Raw genomic sequence first — 25369 nt, 5'->3', positions numbered from 1 at the left:
CGGCTGATGCATCCCGATTCGACCTTTCGCTGGGAAGACCGCGCGGAGATGCGCGATCTGGTGCGCGAGCTCGGATTCGGCACGCTGTTCGCCGCGACGCCCGACGGGCCACGCGTGGTGCATCTGCCGGTGGTGTGGCGCGATGAGACCACGCTCGCGCTGCATGTTTCGCGCGGCAATGGCATCACCAAGCATCTCGATGGCGCGACGGGACTGTTCGTCGCGCAAGGGCCTGACGGCTATATCAGCCCCGACTGGTACGATCTCGGCAACGAGCAAGTGCCGACGTGGAACTACGTCGCGGTCGAGCTCGAGGGGCGGATGCGGCGGATGGATCAAGCGGGGCTGGTCAGCCAGCTCGACCAGCTCTCGGCCGAACAGGAAGCACGGCTCGCACCCAAGCCCGCCTGGACGCGCGCGAAGATGACCCCTTCCGTGTTCGACCAGATGACGCGCGGGATCGTCGGCTTCACGCTCGAGGTGCAAGGCTGGCGCGGCACGCGCAAGCTCGGGCAGAACAAGCCCGACGCGGCGCGGCTCTCGGCGGCGGACGGCGTCGAGGCGGCCGGACGGCGCGGGATCGCTTATTGGATGCGCAACGCATGAGCACGATGCAGACCTCTACCCCCAACCGCCTCGCGCTGTTCGATTGCGACGGCACGCTGGTCGACAGCCAGGACAATATCTGCCGCTCGGTCGAAGAAGCGTTTTCGATCGCGCGGATCGAGGCGCCACCGCGCGCGGCGATTCGCCGGATCGTCGGGCTGAGCCTGGTCGAGGCGATGCGGATGCTGCTGCCGACGGGCGGCGACGCGCTGCACCGCAGCCTCGCGCAGGATTACAAGGATGCCTTCTTCCGGCTGCGGACCTCGGGCGCGATGGCCGAGGAGCCGCTGTACGAGGGGATCGTCGACGTGCTCGACAGCCTCGCGGCCGACGGCTGGGTGCTCGGCGTCGCGACGGGAAAGTCCGACCGTGGTCTCGCGCATATCCTCGCGCATCACGGCATCGCCGCGCGCTTCGTCACGCTGCAGACCGCCGATCGCCATCCCTCGAAGCCGCACCCCTCGATGATCGCGACCGCGATGGCCGATGCCGGCGCGGTCCCGGCGACGACGGTGATGATCGGCGATACGAGCTTCGACATGCTGATGGCGCGCGCCGCCGGTGTGCGCGCGCTCGGCGTGGCCTGGGGCTATCATCCGGTCGGCGAGCTGACCGCTGCCGGCGCACACGCCGTTGCCGACGTCGTGCCCGCGTTGCCGCGGCTGATGCAGGAACCGATCGCATGACCGACGCCGACACCACCGCGCGCAATCGCTATTTCCTGATCACCGGCACTCGGCTGGCGGGTGCAGCGGGCGCGATCCTCGGGCTGATCCTGATCGCACGCTCGCACGCGACCTTTCCAAAGGTTATCGGCACCGCGCTGGTGCTGTCGGCGCTGCTGATGATCGCGACCGTTCCGCGCGCGCTCGCGCGCCGCTGGCGCACCCCGCCCGAGGCATAACGCGGGTCGCGCGTCAGGGCTGGGTTTCGACCAGTTCGGCAATCTCGAAGACATGGCTTTTCCAGCCGCGCTGTGCCGCTGCCTCCGCGAGCGCCGACTTCTTGCGCTTGGCCTCGGCAAGCGACTTGGTATGGCCCCAGAACACCTCGCTCTTGCCGTTGGCGAGCAGCGCGACGATCCGCCAATAATGCGTGAACGCCGTGCTCGTCGGCCCGATCGTCTTGACATAGCCGTCGGGCAACGTCGCGGTGAGGTAGCGCTTCTTTGCCACCGCTCAGCCCTGTGGCGCGCGCCGTGCGGCACAGCAAATGGCGTTCATCGAAACTCTCCTGGCGGCGCGGTGTAATGCTTCCTTAGGCGATTGCGCCGTCCTGCCACCATCCCTTTGCCGTACGTACGCGGCTATCCCGCGGAGCGCCGATAGACGCTCACCGTCCCGCGGCGTGCGCGCTTGGCTTCGTACAGCGCGATATCGGCGTGGTGGAGCAAGTCGCTGCGGTCGCGCACCTCGCGGTCGAGCCATGCCGCGCCGATCGTCGCCGACACCGTCTGCCCGTCCTCACCCATGCCGCCGAGCCGGCCCAAGTCGCGCGCCAGCCGGTCGAGCAGCCCGGTGAGATCCTGCAATGCGGTGTCGCGCGTGATCAGCAGGACGAATTCATCACCGCCGAGCCGTGCCGCAAAGGTCCCTTCGAGATATTCGGCGCCAAGGCACGTCGCGACTTGCCGTAACACCGCATCGCCTGCGAGATGCCCCTGCGTGTCGTTGATCGTCTTGAAATGGTCGAGGTCGATCAGCGCGAGCGCGAGTCGCGTGTCTTGCCGCCGCGCCGTCGCCAGTGCCTCGTCGAGCGTCTCGTTGAAATAGGCGCGATTGGCGAGGCCGGTGAGATCGTCGCGCCGCGCGCTGTGGCGCAATTGCTGCTCCATCCGATAGCGAATCGTGATGTCCTGCATCACGCCGATCACCGCGACTGCCTTGCCGTCGCGCAATTCGAGCTCGCCCATCGAGCAGATCCGGCGAATGGCGCCCTGCGCGGTCACGAAATCGGTCTCGACCGAAAAGGGAACGCCGGTCTCGATCGTGCGCCCCAGCGCATCGACCACTTGGCTCCGCGCCGCTGGCGGATAGAAAGCGAGCGCCTCTTCGAGACCGGGCTTCACCCCCAGCGCCATGCCGTGGATCGCATAGATCTGATCGGACCATTCGGTGCGATTGTCGTCGAGCGTCAGCCGCCACGATCCGATATTGGCCATCCGCTCAGCCTGTCGGAACTGGCGATGCGTGATGTCGAGCCGCTGCATCGCCGCGCCGCGCTCCTGCGCAAGGATGCTCGCGCGCGCGGCGAGCGCACGCGCGGAAAGCAGCGATTCGGCCAGATGCCCGAGCTCGCACAGCACGGTCGCTTCGTCGGGCCTGAGCGTGCGTGGCTGATCATCGATGACGCACACCGTGCCCATCGGATAGCTGCGCTCGGGCATCGCGGGATCGGTCGCGCGGATCGGCACGCCGGCATAGAAGCGGATGTGCGGCTCCCCGAGCACCAGCGGATTGTCGGCAAAACGCGGATCGAGTGTCGCATCGGGCACAACCAGCAAGCCGTCGTCGCGGATCGCATGCGCGCAGAACGACTGCGTGCGCGGCGTCTCGCTCGCCTCGAGCCCGCGCTTCGCCTTGAACCATTGGCGATCCTCGCCGACCAGCGACAGCAAGGCGATCTTGGTGCCGAGCAATCGCTGCGCACAGGCGATGATCGTTTCGAATTCCGCCTCGGGGGGCGTGTCGAGCATGTCCAGGCCATCGAGCATTGCAAGGCGGCGCGCTTCGTCGGTTCCGGCGACGGCGCCGAAGGCGTGATCCAACTCGGTCATTTCGCGGGATAGCCATCGCGCGGTTAAGGAACCGCTATCGCCACAGCTCAGCTGACGCGGCGTTCGCCGTGTTCGAGCATTGCGGGAATGACGATTTCTTCTTCGTCGGCCAGATGCCGGATGAGTTGCGCGAACAGGATGTGGCTCGTGCCGGCATAGGCATCGACTGCGGGGCGAGAATCGCCCGGCATGCCGAATGCGCGCAGCATCGTGCGTGCAGCGTCGAGCGTCGCCTCGAGCCCGGCATGGATGATCCCATGGTCGCTCTCGAGCACATCGAACCCCGCCGCCATGCGCGGATCGAGCGCACGGAATTTGGGGAAATAGGCCTGGTCTTCGATTCCGTGATGTCCGCTCAAATGGTGCAGGAAGTGATTGAGCCCCGGAACGACCGCAGCCTGAAACGCACCGACCGCCATGCTGCCCTCGCGAAAGCTCGCGGTCATGCCGTCGAGTCGCGCCGCCTGTTCGCGCAGGCTGGCATGGACGTGCAGCCAAAACGCGGTCAGCTCGCCATAATTGCGATGGCTTTGCCACTTCGCCGCAGGATAGGCCGCACGCAGATAGGCGATCTCGTCGGACAGCCCCGTCCGATCGGGCAGCAGGACAGACGCGGGAGAAAGGGTCATGATGAGGCTCTCAGACGGCGGAAGGTCCGCGTCAAGGCGTTCGGCATGACCGCTAAGGGGGGAAATCTCTGGTCGGGGCGACAGGATTCGAACCTGCGACCCCCACACCCCCAGTGTGATGCGCTACCAGGCTGCGCTACGCCCCGACCGAGGGAGGCGCGTCTAGGCTGACCTGCGTCTGGATGCAAGCCACTTCGCAAAATTGGCGGTACGGCTCAACCAAATTGGCCAAGCGGGAGCAAGCGATTGGCGAGCGCCTGGATCAGCTTGGCATCGCCGCCCTTGAGCACCAGTTCGAGCTGCGCCGCGCGGCGTTGCATCAGCCGGTCGATCGTCGTGGCGGCCGAGGCATGCACCGCCTGCCCGATCAGCGCCATGCCGCGCGCATCGCCGGGATCGATCGCAAGCCGCAGCATCCCGGCGATCCCGGGGAACAGCGCGCGGTCCCCGCCCGCCGCGAGCGCGCGGTCGATCACCGCGAGCCCCACCGCCTTGCGCGCGCCGAGCCCGCCGCGCGCGACCATCGCACCGAGCGCCTTGACCGCGCTCAGATGCCACGCGCCGAGCGCCGCAAGCGCTTCGGGATCGCGAGGATTCTTCGCCACCAGCGCTTCGAATTGCGCTTTGGCGGAGAGCGCTTCGGTCCGGCTGTGCGTCAGCTTGGCGCGATAGCTCGTCGCCATTGCGCGCGACAGCAACGCTTCGCTGTCGCCCGGCGTCTTCGCGAGCGCCGACGCGGCCGCCGCCTCGACGCTGGCGAGTTGCGACAGCGCCGCGCCGCGATCGCGCACGACAAAGGCGGTCTGGATCAGCGTCTCGCGCCCGCTATCGGCGGCGGCCACGCTCGGTACCGCCAGCAGAAAGAGCGCTAAGGTCAGGAGAGATTTCATCGCGGGCTTCGCTACTCAACAAGAAGAGCCGAAATGGTACGATCTTTCGCCGCGCGATCAACCCGTCGCGTGGGATCGGCGCGCGGGCCTGACGTCGCCCTTTGCCGCCCCCCGGAGCACGCGGTGTCGGCGAGTTAGCGTTGCGCGGGCGGAGCGTACCTGATAGCGCGGCGGGCTTGTGGCGTGCCCGAAAGGGTGCGCGATCCCGCGTGTCGAAGCGCAGGCGGGTCCAGTCTTACCAAGGTAGCCCATGTTCGCCACCCCAGCCTTTGCCCAGACCGCCGGCGCCACTGCCGCAGGCCCCGATGGTTTCCTCGCGATGATCATCCAGTTCGCGCCGTTGCTGCTCGTCTTCGTCGTCTTCTACTTCCTGATCCTGCGCCCGCAGCAAAAGCGCGCGCGTGACCAGGCAGCCACGATCGGCGCGGTCAAGAAGGGCGATTCGGTCGTCACGGCCGGTGGCGTGCTCGGCAAGGTGACCAAGGTCGAGGACGCGTTCGTCGAAGTCGAAATCGCCCCTTCGATCAAGATCCGGGTCGTCAAGTCGACGCTCGCCGACGTGACGCCGCTCGGCTCCAAGCCCGCGAACGACTGATCCGATGCTCGATTTCCCGCGCTGGAAGGTCGTCTCGATCCTCGGGTTCCTCGCCTGCCTGATGGCGCTGGCGATCCCGAGTTTCCTGCCTGATTCGGTCACGTCGAAATGGGGCGCCTTTCCGCACCCCAAGGTCAATCTCGGGCTCGATCTCGCCGGCGGCAGCTACATGCTGATCGAGGCCGACACCGACGAACTGGTCAAGAACCGGCTCGAGGCGATGCGCGAGCAGATCGTCACCGAAATGGCGAAGGGCCCGCCGATCTCGATCGGCGACATCGCGACCGACGGCGGCAAGCTCAGCTTCCTGCTGCGCGACGTGACGCAGCTCGATGCCGCGCGCGAGCGGCTCAACAAGCTCACCGGCGGCGTCGGATACACCGGCCAGCGCGACTGGGACTTGCAGGTGGTCGACTCGTCGCGCGTCGTGATGACGCCGACACAGGCGGGCATCGCCGCGGCGATCAACACCGCGATGGCGACCGCGACTGACGTCGTACGCACGCGCATCGACAAACTCGGCACCAAGGAGCCGACGATCGTCCGCCAGGGCAACGACCGTATCGTCGTCCAGGTGCCGGGTCTGAAGGACCCCAAGGCGCTGCGCGAACTGCTCGGCAAGACCGCCAAGCTCGAATTCAAGATGGTCGACGACACGCCGTACGTGCCCGGCGGCATCGTGCCCGCGGGCAGCCAGGCACTCCCCTATTCCGAGGCCGGCCCCGGCGCGCAGATCCTGGTCAAGCGCCAGGCGATCCTCACCGGCGACCAGTTGCTGACCGCAAGCCAGGGCTTCGCGCAAGACACCAATGAGCCGATCGTCAACTTCGGTTTCAATAGCGAGGGCGGCAAGAAGTTTGCGCGCGTGACGCAGGAAAATGGCGGCCGCCGCTTCGCGGTGATCGTCGATGACAAGGTTATCTCAGCGCCGAAGATCGACACCCCGATCCTCGGCGGCTCGGGGTACATCCACGGCTCGTTCACCGTCGAATCGGCGAACAATCTCGCGATCGCGCTGAGCTCGGGCAAGCTGCCGATCTCGCTCAAGGTCGTCGAGGAACGCACCGTCGGTCCCGATCTCGGCGCGGATTCGATCCATGCGGGCCTGCTTGCCTCTGGCATCGCAGTCGCCCTCGTCGTGCTGTTCATGATCGCGACCTATGGCCGCTTCGGTTTCTATGCCGACTATGCCGTGGTCATCAACGTCGTCGTCATCATGGGCGTGCTCGCGCTGCTCAACGGTACGCTGACGCTGCCGGGGATCGCGGGGTTCGTGCTGACGATCGGCACCGCGGTCGACGCCAACGTGCTGATCAACGAGCGTATCCGCGAGGAACGCCGCCGCGGTCGCAGCGTGATCCAGTCGGTCGAACTGGGCTACAAGGAAGCGAGCCGGACGATCTTCGAGGCGAACGCGACGCACGCGATTTCGGGGCTGATCATGCTGATGCTCGGCTCGGGCCCGGTGAAGGGTTTCGCGGTCGTGCTGCTGATCGGCATCATCACCTCGGTGTTCACCTCGGTGACCTTCACGCGGATGCTGGTGGTGCTGTGGATTCGCAAGAACCGCCCGACCGAGATCCACATATGACCCCCTTTTTCCGTCACCCCAGCGAAAGCTGGGGTCTCCCTGCGGCAGGCATCGCCCTCGCCCAAAAAGATGCCAGCGTTCGCCGGCATGACGAGGATGTGACATGCGCCTGCTGAAACTCGTTCCCGACAACACCAACCTGCCGTTCGTCTCGCTCCGCAAATGGGCGTTCGGGCTGACCATCCTGCTGTCGCTCGCCGCGATCGGCCTTGTCTTCGCGCGCGGGCTCAACCTCGGCGTGGATTTCGTCGGCGGTCTGATGATCGAGGAGAAGTTCACCACTCCGCCGTCGGTCGACAAGTTGCGCACCACCATCGATCGGCTCAACCTCGGCGATGCCCGCCTGCAAGTCGTGGGCACTGACGGAAAGACGATTTCGATCAAGCTCCCGCCGGTCAAGAGCCAGGCAAAGGACGCGACCGATCGCGTCGTCGCGACGGTGCAGGCCGCAATCGTCAAGGATTTCCCCGACGCCAAATTCTCCAAGCAGGATGCGGTGAGCGGCAAGGTCTCCGGCGAACTGATCTGGAAGGGCATCCTCGCGGTCGTGCTCGCGGTGGTCGGGATCGGCCTGTTCGCGATCTTCCGTTTCGAATGGCAGTTCGGCGTCTCGACCGTCGTCGCAATCGTTCACGACGTGCTGATGACCTTGGGCTTCTTCGCGCTGACCTGGTACGAATTCGACCTCAACATCGTCGCCGCAGTGCTCACGATCATCGGCTATTCGATCAACGACAAGATCGTGATCGACGACCGCATCCGCGAGAACATGCGCCGCTATCGCAAGATGGACATGTCGAGCATCGTCGATCTCTCGGTCAACGAGACGCTGCCCCGCACCGTGATGACCTCGTTGACGATCCTGTTGGCGCTGTTCGCACTGCTGATTTTCGGCGGTCACGTGCTGCGCGGCTTCACCGCGGCGATGATCCTCGGCATCTTCGTCGGAACCTATTCGTCGATCTACGTGTCGTCGTCGCTGCTGATCACGCTCGGCCTGCGCCCCGATCCGCGGATCGACGACGTCCCCGCCGTAACTGCCGGAACGCCCAAGGCACGCTGATGCGAGTCGAGCGCGAGCGCGGCGTCGGGCCGGTGATCACCGCCTTTTCGGGCGGTGGCTTCAAGGTCGAGGCGGGCGAATTCATCGGCGTGTACCGCGCGCTGCGGATCTGGCCCGACGGGTCGGAGGAATGGGCGCCGCCGCCGATCGAAGCATTGACGGTCGAAGCGCTCGGCGCGCTGCTTGCGCTCGATCCGCGCCCGGAATTCCTGCTGCTCGGAACCGGCGCGACGATGCAGCGCCCGCCCCCGAGCTTCGTGCGGGGGTGCGAAGCGCTCGGCATTGGCGTCGAGGCGATGGACAGCCGCGCCGCCGCGCGCGCCTGGGCAGTTTTGCGCGGTGAGACGCGTTGGGTCGTGGGCGCGCTGTATCCGCTTTGAAGGCTGGCGCTGCAGCGCTATCCTCCTGCCCAAAGATGTTGGGGGGAGACGTTTCATGAAATCGATCGTGCTGGGCTTGAGCCTGTTTGTTGCGCCGGGCGCCGTTGCCGCGCAGACGCCGCCCGCCGCCGCCCCCGCCGCTTCGCCGGACTATGGCAAGCCCGAGAACTGGCTATGTCGGCCGGGCAAGGTTGATCCGTGCGATGCGAATCAGGACGCGACGATCATCAAGGCCGATGGTTCGCGTAGCACCGAGAAGTTTTCGCCGACCAGCAACCCCAAGTTCGACTGCTTCTACGTCTATCCGACCGTCTCGCTCGATCGCACTCCGAACAGCGACATGATCGCCGGGCCCGAGGAGAACACCGTCGCCGCAGCACAAGCCGGACGCTTCGCCGCGCACTGCCGCGTCTTCGCGCCGCTCTACCGCCAGGTCACGCTCACCGCCCTCCAGGCATTGCTGCTGGGCAAGCCCGTCCTTGCCGACCGCGCGATGGCGTATCGCGACGTCAAGGCGGCGTGGGACGAATATCTCGCCTATGACAATCACGGCCGCGGCGTCGTGCTGATTGGCCACAGTCAGGGTTCGGGAATCCTCAAGCAGCTCGTCGCCGATGCGATCGAGGGGACGCCGACGCAGAGACTCATCATTTCGGTGCTCATCCCCGGCACCAATGTCGCGGTGCCCGCGGGCAAGGATGTCGGCGGCGATCTCAAAGCGACGCCGCTCTGCCATACCGCCAAGGATGTCGGCTGCGTCGTCAGCTATGTCAGCTTCCGTGCCGATTCGCCCCCACCCGAGAACAGTCGCTTCGGCGTCGTGGCGCAGCCCGGGATGGTCGCAGCCTGCGTCAATCCGGCCGCACTCGGCGGCGGCGCGGCGGTGAGCGACGCCTATCTCGGCGCGCGTGGCGCCGGAATGGCGAGCGCGCCGATGGGCCCGTGGACGACCGACGCCGCGGCGGTGACCACGCCCTTCGTCAAGGTTCCCGGGCTGATCAGCACCGCCTGCACCAGCAACGGCAAGTTCAGCTATCTGGCGGTGTCGGTAAACGCCAAGCCGACCGACAAACGCACGCAGACGATCGTCGGCGATGTCGTGGTTGGCACGCGCATGCTGAAGGATTGGGGACTGCACTTGGTCGACATGCCCGTCGTGATGGGCAATCTGGTCGAACTGAGCGATGCACAAGCGAAGGTCTGGGCGGGCAAGCAGGCGATTTCAGCGGCGCAGTGAAACCAACTGGCTGAGGTGATCGACCAAGGCGGCGGTGTTCGCCGCCCAGGTGAAGCGCGCTGCGCCGGTTCGCACTGCCGCGGGCGACGGCGGATCGGCGAGCAGCGCTGCGATTGCTGCAGCGAAGGCCTGCGCTGTGCGGTCGGCGATTCGGCCGTAAGCGGCGTCGGTCACCACCTCCATCGCCCCGCCTGCGCCGGTGACGACGATTGGCGTGCCGCATGCGAGCGCCTCGACCCAGGCGTTCGCCAGCCCCTCGGACGCTGATGCAAGCGCCATCAGGTCGGCCGCCGCCAACAGCCCCGGCAAGTCGCCATGCGGGATCGCGCCGAGCAAGCGCACGCGGTCGCCGACGCCGCGCGTAGCGATCTGCGACTCGAGCGCGGCGCGCGCAGGACCTTCGCCAGCGATCAGCACCGTGGTGCCAGGAAGCGACGCGACCGCGTCGATCACGACGTCATGGCCCTTGCGCGGGATGAGGGCGCCGACCGAGACGACCAATGGTCCCGTCACGCCGTACCTTGCCTTGCCCACGCTGCGGTCGTGCGGCGCGAAGCGGTCGAGATCGACGCCGGTATGATGGACGCGGATCCGCTCCGCCGGGATACCAAGCGCAATCATGTCGGCGCGCATCGCCTGCGATACCGCCAGCACGCCGTTCGCGGTTTGCCCGGCCGTCACGACCTGCGCGCTGGTGGCGGGTGTGGTGCCCCAATGGTGGATATCGGCGCCGCGTGCCTTGATCGACACCGGCACACCGAAATGCTGGCCGAGCGCCACCGCGGCGGGACCGTCGGGAAAGAAGAACTCGGCGTCGATTACGTCGAAGGCGAAGTCGCGGCGGATTTGGGTGAGCAGTGGGATCAGCCGCTTGGTCAGCGCGCGTGCATGGAACCGCCCCGCCGTCCCCGGTAGCGTCGTGAAGCGTGGGCGATAGGTCGCGAGCCCCTTCCACGTCTCGCGCTCGGGAAGCGCGGATAGCGCCGCATAATGGGCGTGGCGCGACAGCGGCCACGGCGGCAGCCCGACCGGCGCGACCAGCCTGAGATCGATGTCCGGATGGGCCGCCAGTCCCAACGTCTGCCGCTCGACGAAAACGCCGAAGTTCGGCCGCGACGCATCGGGGAACAGCGTGGAGAGGGTGAGGACACGGAGCATGGCCGCATCGCTAGCACGAGAGTGTAAAGGTCTTCTCCCCTCGCGTGCCCGCGAGGGGAGACGCGATCGATCAGATGCGCTTGTCGCCCGGATAGGCGAGCAGCAAGTCGCTCTCGGCGTCGGACGAAATCTCGCAGCGGCCCTCGAGCAACAGGCACTCGCCCGCCTTGAACGCGACACCGTCGACCGTGCCGGAACCCGCGACGGGAACGAACCAGCCCGGAACGCCAGCGGGCAGATCGATCACGCGGTGGCCGCCGGCAAAGCGCTCGGTGACGAACTTGGGGCCTTCGGACAGGATCTGGTGGTCCTTGCCGTCGGAGGGCGGGGTCGGCAGGGGCACGAACGGCACCGGGTCGGACACCTTGACCCCGGCATCGAGATGCAGTTCGCGGTCGCTGCCATAATCGTACAGGCGATAGGTCAGATCGACGTTCTGCTGGACTTCGATCGTGGTGATCCCTGCGCCGATCGCGTGGATCGTGCCGGCCTCGTTATAATAGAAGTCGCCCGCCTTAACCGGCTTCCAATCGAGCAGATGCTCGATCGAGCCGTCGAGCGAGGCGGCGCGCAACTGCTCGTGCGTCATCGGCTCGAGCGTCCCGATCGCGATGGTCGAATCGGGTTCGGCGGCGAGGATCAGCCACGCTTCGTCCTTGCCGCGCGGATAGCCCGCGGCCTGCGCGGCAGCGTCATCCGGATGCACCTGCACCGACAATTTCTCGCTGGTGAACAGATATTTGATCAGCAATTCTGGCTCGCCCGCATGCGGCGTCTGGAACCACACTTCGCCGACCTTTTCACCACCGGGCGCAGGATCGGCAAAACCGGGCCACAAGGTATGACGCCCCCAGGGCTTTTCGACGCGTTTGGTGGCGAGCAGAGTGGCAGTCACGGTGATGATTCTCCTGTCGGTGCCTCATATGCCAACGCATCGTCGCGTCCAAGCGATCCGTGCGCGTTAAAAGGATTGTTCGCGCGTCGGCGGTTGCGCTAAGGCTGGCGCCAATGCGCACCCCCCTGCCCCGCTCGCCCTTTCTCCGCAGCCTCGCGATCGGTCTGATCGCCGCGACCGCGCTCACCACCACGGGGTGCGCGCGCAACAGGACCAAGGGCGACATCCCCTATGTCGCGCGCGACGTCGGCACGCTTTATACGGCAGCGCGGAAACAGCTCGATCAGCGCAATTACAAGATCGCCGCCGCGCTGTTCGACGAAGTCGAGCGCCAGCACCCCTATTCGGTATGGGCGCGCCGCGCGCAGTTGATGAGCGCGTTCAGTTACTATCTCGCGCATGACTACACCGCCTCGATCCAGTCGGCGCAGCGCTTTTTGACGGTGCATCCGGGCAACCGCGACGCCGCCTATGCCTATTACCTCGTCTCGCTCGGCTATTACGAGCAGATCAGCGACGTCACGCGCGACCAGAAGATCACGCAGCAAGCGCTCGATTCGCTCGGCGAGCTGATGCGCCGCTATCCCAACACGCGCTACGCCGCCGATGCGCGCCTCAAGGTCGATCTGGTCCGCGACCATCTCGCCGGCAAGGAAATGGAGATCGGGCGCTTCTACGAAGTGCGCGGGCAGTGGCTCGCCGCCAACGGCCGCTTCCGCAAGGTCGTCGAGGAGTACCAGACGACGACGCACACGCCCGAGGCGCTGATGCGGCTGACCGAGACTTATCTCGCGCTCGGCGTTCCTGACGAGGCGCGCAAGTCGGCCGCCGTGCTCGGCGCCAATTATCCCGGAACGCAGTGGTACGAGCGCGCCTACAAGCTCAGCAACGAGCATCCCCCGGTGAACGTCGCCGCGCTCGCGCCGGGGCAGCAGATCGTTGCCGACCGGACCAGCGTCGCCGATTCGATTCCGGGCAAGAGCAATGACATCAAGCGCGACACCAGCGCAGCCGCCCCGATCGGCGGCGGCTCGGGCACCAATCCGGGCAACCCCAATCCGGGCAACTGAGTCGCACCGGCGCCGGTTCGATTGAAAAGAACGTTACCGGAACGCGGTCAACTCGGCTAAAGGGCAAGGCGACCCCATGCTGATCTCCCTGGCCATTCGCGACGTCGTGCTGATCGAAGCGCTGGACCTGCAGTTCGGGCATGGCCTCGGCGTGCTGACCGGCGAGACCGGCGCGGGCAAGTCGATCCTGCTCGACGCGCTCGGGCTTGCGCTCGGTGCGCGCGGCGAAGCCGGCCTCGTTCGCCAGGGTGCCGCGCAGGCGATCGTCACCGCCACCTTCGACACCCCCGCGCCGGATGGCCCGGTCGTTGCGCTGCTTACCGAAAACGGGCTCGAGTTCGACCCCGGCGAGCCGCTGATGATCCGCCGCATCGTCAAGGCCGATGGCGGCAGCCGCGCCTTCGTCAACGATCAGCCTGCGTCTGCCGGACTGCTGCGCGAACTGGCGCCGTATCTGGTCGAGATCCACGGCCAGCATGACGATCGCGGGCTGCTCAACGCGCGCGGCCACCGCGCGCTGCTCGACGCGTTCGGGCGCGTCGCGGCGGGATCGACCGCCGCCAGCTACAAGGCGCTGCGCGATGCCGAGGCGGCGCTCGCCGAAGCGCGCGCGACGATCGACACCGCGGCGCGCGACCGCGAGTGGCTCGAACATGCCGTCGGCGAACTGCGCGCGCTCGCGCCCGAGCCGGGGGAGGAGGAAGCGCTCGCCGATCGCCGCCGGACGATGCAGCGTTCGGAAAAGATCGCCGAGGATCTGCTGGCGATCGAGAATTGGCTCGAAGGATCGGATGGCGGGCTCGCCCAGCTCCGCCAGGCGGCGCGCGTGCTCGAACGCATCGCCGAGGACCATGCCGCGCTTGCCGACGCGCTCGCCGCGGTCGACCGCGCGGTGATCGAGGGCGCGGTTGCCGAGGAGAAGCTGCGCGAGGCGAAGACCGATCTGTGGTTCGATCCCGCCAGCCTCGAGGACGACGAGACGCGACTGTTCGAGCTACGCGCGATGGCGCGCAAGCACCGCGTCCAGCCCGACGAGCTGGCGGGTCTGGCGAGCGAGCTCGAAGCCAAGCTCGCGGCGCTCGAGGCCGGCGAAGAGGGGCTCGCCGCGCTCGAGGCGAAGCTGGCCAAGGCGCGCGCCGCCTATGACACCGCCGCCGCCGCGCTGACCAAGGCGCGCACCGCCGCCGCGCTCCAGCTCGATGCGGCGGTGAAGGGCGAGCTAGTTCCGCTCAAGCTCGATGCCGCGCGCTTCCGCACCGTCGTTGCGCCCGCGCCGCCCGAGGCGTGGTCGGCGGCGGGGAAGGACCGTGTCGAGTTCGAGATCTCGACCAACCCCGGCGCACCCTTCGCACCGCTCGTCAAGATCGCGTCGGGTGGCGAATTGTCGCGCTTCATTCTCGCGCTGAAGGTCGCGCTCGCCGAGCAGGGCGGTGCCGCGACGATGATCTTCGACGAGATCGACCGCGGTGTCGGCGGTGCCGTGGCGAGCGCGATCGGCGAGCGGCTCGCGCGGCTTGCCGATGCCACGCAATTGCTCGTGGTGACGCACAGCCCGCAGGTCGCGGCGCGCGGCGGGCATCATCTGCTGATCGCCAAGCGCCACGACGGCGTGGTCACGCGGACCGGCGTGACCGCGCTCGACATCGCGCAGCGCCGCGAGGAGATTGCGCGGATGCTGTCGGGCGCGACGATCACCCCGGAAGCGCGCGCACAGGCGGAGCGGTTGATCGAGACGGCCTGAGGGACTCCTCGAAGCCCTCCCCCGTCGTCACGCCGGCCTTGTGCCGGGGCCCACCGTCCCACGCGTGTTGCGTGGGCAGGATGCGCGGCACGGTGGACCCCGGCACAGGCCCGGGGTGACGGCTATCGGGGTGGACGCTCCCCTCAAAACGGCATCGTCACCGTGAACAGAATCCGCTTTGCGACCTTGCCGTCGATCGTCGTGCCAGGCTCGGTATGGAGGTTCCCCCGCGCGCCCTTGCCGAGATCGACCCCGATCCCGGGCCCGCCGACCTCGGCATATTTCTCGGGCAGAGGCCGGACGCTATACTGTTCGCCCGCGTCGCGCTTGCCGCAGACGACGATGTCGCGCGACGGCTCGGTGCTCGAACAGCCGCCGGGATGCCAGGCTGCCGGGAGATCGACGCTCGTGCGCGCCGCGCGTTGCGGCTCGGGGGAATCGGCGGTCTGCAATGCAACGAGCAGCGGCAAGATCATGTCGGCAAACCCCATCCCGGATGCGCAAAGGCTAGCGCGCCCGACCGGTGCTGTATAGCGCGCGACTTTTGCGTAACGACCTGCTATAGCGCTTGCATCGCGCGAGTCCGTACAAGCTTTTTCGCGACTGAGAGACCCCCTGCGCTCCCGCTTGATTGGCACCGGACGCGCATTTTGGTTTCTCTTTTCACCCCCCTTCGTCACCCAGCCCGCTGCGGACCCACCGCGCGCGGGTGACACCGTCATCGGATGCGCCGGCCGGGGCCGGACGTCGCATCCGTCTTTGATCTCGGCCCCACTCCGGCGCTTTCGCATGATCTGCGCGGCGATCCGGCACTAAGGAATACACTATGGCTATCGGCACCGTTAAGTTCTTCAACGCCGACAAGGGTTACGGTTTCATTGCGCCTGAGGGCGGCGGCGGCGATGCGTTCGTCCATATCAGCGCGGTCGAAGCCGCCGGCATGGCGACGCTCGATCGCGACCAGCGCGTTTCGTACGAGCTGGAAGAAGATCGCCGCGGCAAGGTCTCGGCCGTCCGTCTCGCCCAGGCCTGACGCGTTTGGGGGTGTCGCCAACCGGCGGCACCCCTTTTATTTGGCCCCGCCCCCGGTCAGGAGACCTCCGACGAACACCACCGCCATCTTCTATCGCGACCGCGCCCGCCAGGCCGAGTCCGAAGCTGCCACCGCCACGCTCGACAACGTCCGCACGCGCCATCTGCGCGCCGCCAAGGCGTGGGACGAAATGGCGACCCGCGCCGAAAAGACCGCCGAGCGCAAATCGACCAACGAGGAAGCCAAGCTCGCCGCCGAGATGACCGAGGATGACGACGAGGTCGTGACGCCCTAACGGCGGACCGCCGTTAGCGACCCCGTCCGGACATCGCGACCCGCGGAAGCGCGTGTCGCGTGCTTGACTCGATTGACCCCAAGACGCGGTATATCCAGCGGCGATCGTTTCCGTTTTTGCATGAATGCAATTGGGCAGAACCGACGATTTCAAAGAGCGCTCCGGTACATATCATGAACGCGCCGTGTAGGACGGCGCCTTGTCCGCTTTCGCCCAATTGCGGACATCCGCCGTCGGAGCCACAAGCCCACTTTGGGCAGACACGTTTCCTCTGGCGGTTTCAATGACGATGAGCATATTTCATCTCGCTCATTTAATTGGCGCCCTTAGCTCTCGGGTGACGCGGCCTTCCGAAGAGGGCAGAAGGCAGGAACAGCCCGGAGAACCGTCGATGATGCAAGCATCTGCTATTGTTATCGCCATTGTGTCTGCCCTCGCCACTCAGGCAAATACGCCAGGGTCGAAGCCGGGGCCTTACCCGCTGCCTACGGTACAGACCGTTGCCAGTAGCGATGGCGAAATTGTCCGCACGTTTTTCATCGACGGCTACGGCAATCAGGCAGGCGTCGTCGCTTTCATGCGCCGTCCCGGCGAGGAACCGCGTGTAGAAGTCCGGACTGCCGCCGGCGGCACGCTGGCGACGGCCGTGCCTCTCGACACCTGGGAACGAGTGCGTTCCGCAGCCGCGCTTTTTGACCGTACGCTTGCGCCGGTGCCCAATAAGGATGGCCCGTCAATCTGCCTCGATCCTTGGTCGGTGTCCGTCGAAGCGGTCGATCCTGCCCGCCCCGGCCGTCCTGCTGCCATCCGCAAGGCCGTCCAGTCCGCTTGCGATACCGGGCTGGCAGTGCCGCTCGCGTTCGAACTCGCCCGCGAGGCAGTAGCGGCGTTGCCGGCCTGTGCGCTGCTCAATGCTCGACAGTACCGCAACGATGTCACCCGGCTTGCCGGGTGCACGCTGCTGGAAGGCGACCGCGCGGCTGCCGCGCTCGCGCGCAATGCGTATGGAAGCGATTGGTTCGCGACCACTCGCGGCGACCGTACAGAATACGCAATCCGCCAGCTGTTCTTCGATCAAGCCCGAATCGATTGGGCTGGCACGACCGCCGAGGGTTCGGCGGCGGCCGCGAAGATTTGGTCGAGCCAGCTGGAGAACGCGTCTATTTTTCTCCGCCACATCATCGGCGAAACCGCCGACCGAGTGAGGATAGAGGGGGTGATCGTCCGGTTTACTGACAACCACACCACTCAAGCACCAGTGACGATGGTCTGGACCAAGGAGAATGGCTTCGGTTTTCGGGTCCGTTCTGTCACTGTAAGCGCAGAAGAACCGGCCCGGTGACGGCCAAGCGGACATTCGCTGCTGCTCCGGCAATGTCCGCTATCCACCAATTCCCGCCATTCGCTCTCTCTACTTCGCGCCACGCCTTGATGCCGCCCCCCGCTCTCCGGTAACGCCAAGCGCATGAGCGCTCCCCTCCCCGCCACCGAAACCGAAGCCGCCGCCGAACTCGCGCGGCTGGCGGAGCAGATCGCCTATCACAACGCGCGCTATCACACCGAGGACGCGCCCGAGATCAGCGACGCCGCCTTCGACGCGCTGCGTGCGCGCAACACTGCGCTCGAGGCGGCCTTCCCGCAGCTCGTCCGCGCCGATTCGCCCGCGTTCCAGGTCGGCGCCGCGCCCGCCGCGCATCTCGCCAAGGTCGCGCATGCCCGCGCGATGACCAGCCTCGACAATGCCTTTACCGATGAGGACGTCGCCGAATTCGTCGCGCGCGTGCGGCGCTTCCTCGCGCTGCCCGACGATGCAGCGGTAGAGCTCACCGCCGAGCCCAAGATCGACGGCCTGTCCTGCTCGCTGCGCTACGAACAGCGTCGGCTCGTCCAGGCATTGACCCGCGGCGACGGGCAGGTCGGCGAGGACGTCACCGCCAATGTCGCGCACATCCCCGACATCCCGCAGAGCCTCCCCGCCGACGCGCCCGACATCTTCGAGGTGCGCGGCGAGGTCTATATGGCGAAGGCCGATTTCGCCGGCCTCAACGCCCGGCTGCTCGCCGAGGCCGAAGCCGCCGCCAAGGACGCGCGCCAGTTCGCCAACCCGCGCAACGCCGCCGCCGGGTCGCTCCGCCAGAAGGACGCCGCGGTCACCGCGACGCGACCGCTGCGCTTCTTCGCCTGGGGCTGGGGCGAAACCAGCGCGCTCCCCGGCGAGACGCAAAGCGCCAACGTTGCCGCCTTGCGCGACTGGGGCTTCCAGGTCGCGAGCGGTTTCGCGCACGCACCAACGACCGACGCCGCGCTCGCCGTCTACCGCGCGATCGAACACCAGCGCGCCGACCTTCCGTTCGACATCGACGGCGTCGTCTACAAGCTCGACCGGCTCGACTGGCAGGCGCGGCTCGGCACCGTCGGGCGCACGCCGCGCTGGGCGATCGCGCACAAATTCCCCGCCGAGCGCGCCGAGACCACGCTGACGGCGATCGACATCCAGGTCGGTCGCACCGGCGCGCTGACCCCGGTCGCGCGGCTCGCGCCCGTGACGGTCGGCGGCGTCGTCGTCACCAATGCGACGCTGCACAATGCCGACGAGATCGAGCGGCTCGGCGCGCGCGTCGGCGACCGCGTCGTGCTGCAGCGCGCGGGCGACGTCATCCCGCAGATCGTCGAAGTGCTGACGCGCGATGAAGACCGTCCCGCCTTCGCCTTCCCGAGCGAATGTCCCGAATGCGGCTCGCTCGCCGAACGCGGCGAGGGCGAGGTCGTCGTGCGCTGCACCGGCGGGCTGATCTGCCCGGCGCAGCGCGTCGAGCGGCTGATCCATTTCGTCTCGCGCCACGCCTATGACATCAGTGGCCTCGGGCTGGTGCGGATCGAGGAATTCTTCCGCGACGGGCTGATCGCCTCGCCCGCCGATATCTTCCGGCTCCACGAACATCGCGCCCAGCTGGTGACGCGCGAGCGGATGTCCGAGCTCGTCGTCGACAAATTGCTCGCGGCGATCGACCTGCGGCGCCAGATCGGGCTCGACCGCTTCCTGTTCGCGCTCGGCATCCGCCATGTCGGCGAGATCACCGCGCGTGACCTCGCGCGTCGCTATGTCAGCTATGCGGCGTTCGCCGAGATGATCGCGCGCGTGCGCGCGGTCCGCGAAGCGACGGTGCCTGCACTCGGCGAAACCGAGGCGAAGTTCGTCGTGCGGCGCGGCCGCGTGCTCGCCGATGCGATCGAGACCGCGGGGATCGGCCCCGAAGTCGCCGACGCGCTGATCGAGTTCTTCGCCGAGCCGCACAATCGCGACGTCGTCGCGGCGCTGCTGCGCGAAGTGACGCCGACCGACGTCGTCCACCAGACCCGCGAGTCGCCGGTCAGCGGCAAGACCGTGGTGTTCACCGGCAGCCTCGAGACGATGAGTCGCGACGAGGCCAAGGCGCAGGCCGAACTGCTCGGTGCGCGCGTGGCAGGATCGGTCTCGGCCAAGACCGATCTTGTCGTCGCGGGGCCTGGCGCAGGATCGAAACTGAAAAAGGCGGCGGATCTGAAAGTTACGGTGATCGACGAAGCAGGTTGGGCCGAGATCGTCGCCGCCGCCCGCTAAGTCCCGGACGCCCCGTCGGTTACCCTGTGATGCTAATATGCAACGGTTCCCAACCGTTTTTAACCGAAGATGAACAGTCTGCATGACTTGTCATTGAACAGAAATATAACGCGTGCAGGGGCTCCGGTCGACGGAGCGTGACGGCTAGAGGCCGAACGCCGACGATCACGATATTCTGTGGGGAACGAGCATGAACACGAAGCTATTCACTGGCGTGGCGTTTGCCGCGCTCCTGATTCCGGGCGTAGCCTTCGCGCAGTCGTCGGGTTCGACCGACTTTGACGCGGGCACCGACATCGTCGTCACCGGCACGAAGACCGGCAAGGGCGGCATCACCGTTCCCGACGTCCCCAAGACGCGCATCACCGTCGGCGCCGACACGATCAGCCGCCAGCGTCCGGGCCAGACCGTCAACGAGATCATCAATCTGGTCCCCGGCGTCAGCTTCCAGAACAACGACGCGACCGGCGCCGCCGGCGGCACCTTCACGATCCGCGGCTTCGACAGCTCGCGCATCTCGCAGACGCTCGACGGTATCCCGCTCAACGACACCGGCAACTACGCGATCTATTCGAACCAGCAGCAGGATCCCGAGACGCTCGACTCGATCAGCGTCAACCTCGGCTCGACCGACGTCGACAGCCCGACCGCTTCGGCCGTCGGCGGCACCGTCAACATCCGCACGCGCAAGCCGACGCAAGACTTCAGCGCGATGATGAGCGGCACCTACGGCACCTATCTCGGCCAGGGCGACCCGCTCAACCGCTCGATCTTCCGCGTCTACGGCTCGGTCGACACCGGCGAAATCGCGCACACCGGCGTCCGCGCGTTCTTCACGGGGTCGAGCATCAGCGCCGACAACCCCTTCAGCAACTATTCGCGCCTGAAGAAGCAGCAGTATAACGCGCGCATCTTCAAGGATCTCGGCGACAATGGCGACTTCCTGTCGCTCGCCGGCCAGTGGAACGAGAACCGCAACAACTTCCTCGGTTCGGTGCCGCTGCGCAACGATCTGACCAACGGCGCCTTCGCACGCGTCGTCGGTCCGAACTCCTCGAACCGCGCCCCCCTCACCGGGGCAGAGCGTTTCTACAACATCAACTATCCGTGCGTCATCGGTGGCCCGACGCCGACCGGCGCGACCGCCGGCGCGGCCTGCGGCACCGAGTTCGACCGTCGCTTCAACCCGTCGAACACCGGCAACGTCCGCTTCGGTTCGCGCTTCACGCTCACGCCGAAGCTCGTGCTCACGCTCGATGCCAGCTACCAGTACGTCAAGGCCAATGGCGGCGGCACGGTGTCGCTGCTCGAAGGTTGCGGCAATCTCGGCAGCGCGACGGTCCGCACGTGCGGCCCCAACAGCGTCCTCGGCGTGATCAACACCACGGGCAACACTGGTAACGGCGCGCCCGGCGGCTTTGGCTATTACACCGGTCGCGATCTCAACGGCGACGGCGTGATCAGCCCGACCACGAGCGTGCTCGCAATCGCGCCGAGCCAGACGCAGACGCGTCGCTTCGTCGGCGTCGCCGGTCTCGCCTATGAGTTCGACGAGAACAACCGCGTCCGCATCGCCTATACCGGCGACTATGGCCGCCATCGCCAGACGGGCGAAGCCGGCTTCCTCAACACCGACGGCACCCCGCTCGACGTGTTCCCGGTCAATAACGGCGTCAAGGACGCAAACGGCGCGCTGATCGAGAAGCGCAACCGCAAGTCGCTCGCGATCCTCAACCAGGTCTCGGCCGAATATCGCGGCAAGTTCTTCGACGACAAGCTCGTCGCGACGCTCGGCGTACGTGGCACGTTCTTCCGCCGCGACTTGACGCAGAACTGCTTCACGGTCGCTGCCAACACCAACGTGTCGTGCGTCTCGCCGACGCAGACGGCGGCCTATGCCGCAGCGAACCCATACACCTACTTCGCGCCGGGCGTGACGACGGTGAACGGCGTCAACCGTCCGGTCGTCGCGGGTACGTCGTGCGCGGTGTTGACCTCGGCGTGCGTCGTCGGCTTCGCGCCGCCGCAGAACCGCATCCGCAACTACAACCGCGCGCTGCCCAATGTCGGCCTGACCTACAACTTCACCAACGCGATCAGCATGTATGCGAGCTTCTCGCAGGGTCTGTCGGTGCCGAGCACGGACAACCTCTACAGCTCGTTCTATTATGCCGACGGTTCGCCGCAGTCGAAGCCCAAGCCCGAGACGACCGACAGCTACGAACTCGGTGCACGCTACACGACGGGCAAGGTCCAGGCGCAGATCGCTGGCTGGTACACCAAGTTCAAGAACCGTACCGTCACCATCTATGACGTCGAGAGCGACGCAAGCGTGTCGCGCAACCTCGGCACGGTCGACAAATACGGCTTTGACGGCTCGGTGTCGTACACGCCGGTCCGCAACCTGACCGCGTATCTGTTCGGTTCGTACCTGCACTCGAAGATCCGCGACAATTTCGAAGCGGGTCGTACCGGCACGACGATCAACTACTTCCAGACCGCGGGCAAGCGCGAGGGCGGCGCGCCGACCTGGATGGGCGGCGGTCGTCTGCAGGGCACCGTCGGGATCTTCGATCTCGGCGCGCAGGCCAAGTACACCGGTTCGCGCTTCGTCAACGACGAGAACCTGCCGGTCTACACCTGCACCGGCACCGTTTCGGGTGGGCTGTGCCCGGTGGCATCGCAGAACCAGATCTACGGTGCGAAGATCCCGAGCTACACGATCGTCGACCTCGACGTTCGCATCAACATCGGCCAGCTGCTCGGCAACAACCGCAAGACCTTCTTCCAGGTCAACGTCAGCAACCTGTTCGACAAGGTCTATATCGGCGGCCTGAGCGGCTCGGGCGGCTTCGTCGGCCTGCCCAACCGCTACTCGATCGGCAATGCCGTCATCGGCACGCCGCGGTCGATCACCGGCTCGCTGGTGATCGGGCTCTAAGCCTTCTTACAGTTCGTCACGATGGCCGCCGTCCCCGCAAGGGGGCGGCGGTTTTCGTTTGGGCCTCACGCTTCCGCTGCGGCCTTGGCGTAGAGCGACTGGATCGGGCGCGCGAAAACGCGGCCGACCATCGGCTCGAAGAAAGACAAAGGCGCGCTCTCATAGGTCGGGTCGAACGCCGCCTGATCGTATTTCTCGCAGAATTCGGCACACGCCTCGAAATGCGGATGCCCGCGATATTGCTCGCGCAAGTCGCGATCGCCGCCGATATAGTGGAAGAAGTAATAGCCCTGGAACACGCCGTGGGTGTTGGCGATCCAGTGGACTTCCTCCGACACGAACGGGCGCAGCATGGCAGCGCCGATCTCGGGATGGTTGTAGGTGCCGAGCGTGTCGCCGATGTCGTGGAGCAGCGCCATCACGACATAGGCCTCGCCGCGCCCGTCGCGGTGCGCGCGCGTCGCGGTCTGGAGCGAATGTTCGAGCCGATCGACCGGAAAGCCGCCGTAATCGCCGTCGAGCAGCTTGAGGTGCGTCAGCACGCGGTTGGGGAGCGTCCTGGCGAACTGGCCGAAATGGCCGGCGATCAGGCTCCAATCGGCCTGGGTGCCGTGCTCCATTGCGGTGAACTGCGCGCGGTCGGGCTGGTCGTTCATGATGCTCTCCACGGTGTTATCGTCACCCCGGGCTTGTCCCGGGGTCCACCGTGCCTCGTGGACACAGCCCGCAGAATATGCGGTGCGGTGGACCCCGGGACAAGCCCGCGGTGACGGGTGCTTTGCGCAACGCGCCCAGCCGGGCTAAGACGGTGGGATGCCGCTTTTCACCCGACCCGCGATCTTCTCGCGGCCCTTCTTCGAGGATAAGGGCCGCGCCTTCTGGACGCTGCAAGCGGCCGGCTGGACCGGCTACCTCATCCTCCGCGGCGTCTCGAGCGTGTCGAATGCCGCCGACGTGTCGGTGGTGGTGCCTGTCGTGATCGAATCGATCGTCGGCTACAGCATCACGCTGCTGCTCGCGACGGTGTACCATTATTACCGCCGCCAGCCGCGCTTCGCGATGGCGATCCTGACGATCATCACGCTCGCCGCGGCGACCCTGCTCTACGCCGTGCTCGACGCCTTCTCCTTCTCGTTCATCAAGCTGCAGAGCCCGGGGCTCAACATCAGCTTGGTGCTCGGCACGATCTTCCTCAACTTCACCGTGCTGGCGGGGTGGACCGCGCTCTATTTCGGGATCAATTTCTACCTGATCGTCGAGGATCAGATCGACCAGCTCGCCACGCTCGAGAACACCGCATCCTCGGCGCAGCTCGCGATGCTGCGCTATCAGCTCAACCCGCATTTCCTGTTCAACACGCTCAACTCGATCTCGACGCTGGTGCTGCTCAAGGAAACAGAGCGCGCCAATGCGATGCTCGGGCGGCTGTCGTCGTTCCTGCGCTACACGCTCGCCAACGAGCCGACCGCGCACGTCACGGTGCAGCAGGAGTTCGAGACGCTGAAACTGTATCTCGAGATCGAGAAGATGCGCTTCGAGGAGCGGTTGCGGCCGACCTTCGACGTCGATGTGCGCGTCGCCAAGGCGCGGCTGCCGTCGCTGCTGCTCCAGCCGCTCGTCGAAAACGCGATCAAATACGCGGTGACCCCGCAGGAAGATGGCGCCGAAATCGCCGTTACCGCGCGGCTCACCGGGGATCGGGTGCAGATCGTCGTATCCGACACCGGCCCCGGCTTGAACGAAACAAAGGCGCGGCAGAGCGTTTCTCCAAGCCAGGCTCTTTCAACCGGGGTTGGCCTTGCCAATATCAGGGAGAGGCTGGCCCAGGCTTACGGGCCGGACCACAAATTCGAGACGCGATCGATCCCGGGGGGCGGTTTCGGGGTCGAGATTGAAATCCCGTTCCAGCTCGAGGAACCGAAGAAAGAGTTTGCATGACGATCCGCACCATCCTCGTCGATGACGAAAAACTAGCTACCCAGGGGCTCGCGCTGCGCCTTGCCGCGCACGAAGACGTGGAAATCGTCGACACCTGCATGAACGGTCGCGAGGCGATCCGTGCGATCAAGACGCACAAGCCCGATCTGGTCTTCCTCGACATCCAGATGCCGGGGTTCGACGGCTTCTCGGTCGTCCAGGGGCTGATGGAGGTCGAGCCGCCGCTGTTCGTGTTCGTCACCGCCTATTCGGACCATGCGCTGAAGGCGTTCGAGACCGACGCGGTCGATTATCTGATGAAGCCGGTCGAGGAATCGCGCCTCGCCGATACGCTCGACCGCGTGCGCCAGCGGCTGACCGAGAAGCGCGGGGTCGAGGAAGTCGATCGCTTGAAGGAAGTTATCGCCGAGATCGCGCCCGATTCGGTCGAGAACCTTGCCGAGGGCGGCGAGCAGGTGTCGGCCAATCGCTTCGAGAAGCTCATCAACATCAAGGATCGCGGGCAGATCTTCCGTGTCGATGTCGACACGATCGAGCGGATCGATGCCGCGGGCGATTACATGTGCATCTACACCGGCGACAACACGCTGATCCTGCGCGAGACGATGAAGGATCTGGAGAAGCGGCTCGATCCGCGCCGGTTCCAGCGGGTGCATCGCTCGACGATCGTCAATCTCGATCTCGTCAAGGAAGTGAAGCCGCACACCAATGGCGAGTGCTTCCTGGTGCTCCAGTCGAACGCGCAGGTGAAGGTGTCGCGCTCGTATCGCGACGTGGTCGCGCGTTTCGTGCACTAAGTGATGCTGCTCCCCTCCCCTTCAGGGGAGGGGTTGTGGGTGGGGCCGGGCTGTCTCTTATACACATCGTGGTTGAAAAAAAAAAGGGGGGGGGGGGGGGGGGGGGGGGGGGGGGGGGGGGGGGGGGGGGGGG

At 66.3% G+C, this 25369-nt stretch carries 25 protein-coding genes and 1 tRNA gene; 17 read left to right on the top strand and 9 right to left on the bottom strand.

Translation table 11 applies throughout. The features are described 5' to 3' along the window. The first annotated feature begins 6 nt into the window (after positions 1-6). Genes QN347_RS07075 through QN347_RS07065 form a run of 3 tightly spaced genes read left to right on the top strand, consistent with a single transcriptional unit; the run spans position 7 to position 1510 of the window. Positions 7-606, top strand: a complete 600-nt coding sequence (locus tag QN347_RS07075; protein WP_322162361.1) for an FMN-binding negative transcriptional regulator — start codon at positions 7-9, stop codon at positions 604-606. Then, the gene (locus QN347_RS07070; RefSeq protein WP_322162359.1) at positions 603-1292 is read left to right on the top strand and encodes an HAD-IA family hydrolase; all 690 of its coding nucleotides are present in this window, start codon (positions 603-605) and stop codon (positions 1290-1292) included. Before QN347_RS07075 ends, QN347_RS07070 begins: the two co-directional genes overlap by 4 nt. Then, entirely contained in the window at positions 1289-1510 is a 222-nt protein-coding gene (locus QN347_RS07065) for a hypothetical protein (RefSeq protein WP_189675942.1), read from the top strand. Before QN347_RS07070 ends, QN347_RS07065 begins: the two co-directional genes overlap by 4 nt. Positions 1511-1523: 13 nt before the next feature. Here QN347_RS07065 and QN347_RS07060 read toward each other — a convergent pair whose 3' ends face one another. The 5 genes from QN347_RS07060 to QN347_RS07040 form a co-directional block, all read right to left on the bottom strand. Beyond that, complete coding sequence (locus tag QN347_RS07060) at positions 1524-1781, bottom strand: hypothetical protein (RefSeq protein ID WP_133186153.1); 258 nt, start codon at positions 1779-1781, stop codon at positions 1524-1526. Positions 1782-1912: 131 nt separating this feature from the next. Further along, the gene (locus tag QN347_RS07055) at positions 1913-3382 is read right to left on the bottom strand and encodes a diguanylate cyclase domain-containing protein (protein ID WP_322162357.1); all 1470 of its coding nucleotides are present in this window, start codon (positions 3380-3382) and stop codon (positions 1913-1915) included. 47 nt (positions 3383-3429) lie between these two features. Further along, positions 3430-4011, bottom strand: coding sequence for a hemerythrin domain-containing protein (locus QN347_RS07050; protein ID WP_322162355.1), 582 nt, complete (start codon positions 4009-4011; stop codon positions 3430-3432). Positions 4012-4080: 69 nt separating this feature from the next. Then, positions 4081-4157, bottom strand: a tRNA-Pro gene (locus tag QN347_RS07045). Between the two features lie 69 nt (positions 4158-4226). Beyond that, entirely contained in the window at positions 4227-4901 is a 675-nt protein-coding gene (locus QN347_RS07040) for a hypothetical protein (protein WP_322162353.1), read from the bottom strand. Between the two features lie 250 nt (positions 4902-5151). Between QN347_RS07040 and yajC the strand changes: the two genes are divergently transcribed. The 5 genes from yajC to QN347_RS07015 all read left to right on the top strand — a co-directional run bounded on the left by yajC (position 5152) and on the right by QN347_RS07015 (position 9767). After that, a complete protein-coding gene (yajC, locus tag QN347_RS07035; RefSeq protein ID WP_133186118.1) occupies positions 5152-5496 on the top strand; it encodes a preprotein translocase subunit YajC in 345 nt (114 codons plus the stop codon). Positions 5497-5500: 4 nt separating this feature from the next. Then, entirely contained in the window at positions 5501-7087 is a 1587-nt protein-coding gene (gene secD / locus QN347_RS07030) for a protein translocase subunit SecD (RefSeq protein WP_189675958.1), read from the top strand. A gap of 103 nt (positions 7088-7190) precedes the next feature. Further along, positions 7191-8150, top strand: coding sequence for a protein translocase subunit SecF (gene secF / locus QN347_RS07025; protein ID WP_322162352.1), 960 nt, complete (start codon positions 7191-7193; stop codon positions 8148-8150). Then, on the top strand, positions 8150-8530 hold the full coding sequence (locus QN347_RS07020) for an Mth938-like domain-containing protein (RefSeq protein WP_322162351.1): 381 nt from the start codon (positions 8150-8152) through the stop codon (positions 8528-8530). Before secF ends, QN347_RS07020 begins: the two co-directional genes overlap by 1 nt. Before the next feature lie 55 nt (positions 8531-8585). Further along, the gene (locus tag QN347_RS07015) at positions 8586-9767 is read left to right on the top strand and encodes a DUF3089 domain-containing protein (protein ID WP_322162349.1); all 1182 of its coding nucleotides are present in this window, start codon (positions 8586-8588) and stop codon (positions 9765-9767) included. On the opposite strand, the gene QN347_RS07010 is transcribed toward QN347_RS07015, so the two are convergent. Together QN347_RS07010 and QN347_RS07005 are read right to left on the bottom strand one after the other, a co-directional pair. Then, the gene (locus tag QN347_RS07010) at positions 9753-10925 is read right to left on the bottom strand and encodes a glycosyltransferase (RefSeq protein ID WP_322162347.1); all 1173 of its coding nucleotides are present in this window, start codon (positions 10923-10925) and stop codon (positions 9753-9755) included. The two genes, QN347_RS07015 and QN347_RS07010, sit on opposite strands and share 15 nt — an antisense overlap. Positions 10926-10995: 70 nt before the next feature. Further along, complete coding sequence (locus QN347_RS07005; protein WP_322162345.1) at positions 10996-11820, bottom strand: class I mannose-6-phosphate isomerase; 825 nt, start codon at positions 11818-11820, stop codon at positions 10996-10998. 113 nt (positions 11821-11933) lie between these two features. On the opposite strand from QN347_RS07005, the gene QN347_RS07000 reads away from it, so the two are divergent. Further along, a complete protein-coding gene (locus tag QN347_RS07000) occupies positions 11934-12890 on the top strand; it encodes an outer membrane protein assembly factor BamD (protein WP_133186104.1) in 957 nt (318 codons plus the stop codon). 76 nt (positions 12891-12966) lie between these two features. Then, a complete protein-coding gene (recN, locus tag QN347_RS06995) occupies positions 12967-14631 on the top strand; it encodes a DNA repair protein RecN (protein ID WP_322162343.1) in 1665 nt (554 codons plus the stop codon). Positions 14632-14774: 143 nt separating this feature from the next. On the opposite strand, the gene QN347_RS06990 is transcribed toward recN, so the two are convergent. Then, positions 14775-15107: a hypothetical protein gene (locus tag QN347_RS06990; RefSeq protein ID WP_322162342.1), complete on the bottom strand. Its 333-nt coding sequence runs from the start codon at positions 15105-15107 to the stop codon at positions 14775-14777. 350 nt (positions 15108-15457) lie between these two features. Between QN347_RS06990 and QN347_RS06985 the strand changes: the two genes are divergently transcribed. The 5 genes from QN347_RS06985 (at position 15458) to QN347_RS06965 (ending at position 22501) form a co-directional block, all read left to right on the top strand. After that, a complete protein-coding gene (locus tag QN347_RS06985; protein WP_010185321.1) occupies positions 15458-15664 on the top strand; it encodes a cold-shock protein in 207 nt (68 codons plus the stop codon). A 40-nt stretch (positions 15665-15704) separates the two neighbouring features. Continuing rightward, the gene (locus QN347_RS06980) at positions 15705-15959 is read left to right on the top strand and encodes a hypothetical protein (protein WP_322162340.1); all 255 of its coding nucleotides are present in this window, start codon (positions 15705-15707) and stop codon (positions 15957-15959) included. Between the two features lie 391 nt (positions 15960-16350). Beyond that, positions 16351-17301, top strand: a complete 951-nt coding sequence (locus QN347_RS06975) for a hypothetical protein (protein ID WP_322162338.1) — start codon at positions 16351-16353, stop codon at positions 17299-17301. Positions 17302-17424: 123 nt separating this feature from the next. Then, complete coding sequence (ligA, locus tag QN347_RS06970) at positions 17425-19560, top strand: NAD-dependent DNA ligase LigA (protein WP_322162336.1); 2136 nt, start codon at positions 17425-17427, stop codon at positions 19558-19560. Between the two features lie 190 nt (positions 19561-19750). Next, positions 19751-22501, top strand: a complete 2751-nt coding sequence (locus tag QN347_RS06965; protein WP_322162334.1) for a TonB-dependent receptor — start codon at positions 19751-19753, stop codon at positions 22499-22501. Between the two features lie 65 nt (positions 22502-22566). Here the strand turns inward: QN347_RS06965 and QN347_RS06960 are convergent, their stop codons facing one another. Then, positions 22567-23157, bottom strand: a complete 591-nt coding sequence (locus QN347_RS06960; protein WP_322162332.1) for an HD domain-containing protein — start codon at positions 23155-23157, stop codon at positions 22567-22569. A gap of 157 nt (positions 23158-23314) precedes the next feature. On the opposite strand from QN347_RS06960, the gene QN347_RS06955 reads away from it, so the two are divergent. Both QN347_RS06955 and QN347_RS06950 read left to right on the top strand, forming a co-directional pair. After that, complete coding sequence (locus QN347_RS06955) at positions 23315-24439, top strand: sensor histidine kinase (protein ID WP_133186092.1); 1125 nt, start codon at positions 23315-23317, stop codon at positions 24437-24439. Then, positions 24436-25236: a LytR/AlgR family response regulator transcription factor gene (locus tag QN347_RS06950; protein ID WP_010185313.1), complete on the top strand. Its 801-nt coding sequence runs from the start codon at positions 24436-24438 to the stop codon at positions 25234-25236. The genes QN347_RS06955 and QN347_RS06950 overlap by 4 nt, the downstream gene beginning before the upstream one ends. Positions 25237-25369 lie beyond the last annotated feature (133 nt).

The organism is Sphingomonas sp. 10B4, assembly GCF_035019905.1.
GTDB classification, from domain to species: domain Bacteria; phylum Pseudomonadota; class Alphaproteobacteria; order Sphingomonadales; family Sphingomonadaceae; genus Sphingomonas; species Sphingomonas glacialis.
This window is presented reverse-complemented; position numbering and strand designations above follow the sequence as displayed.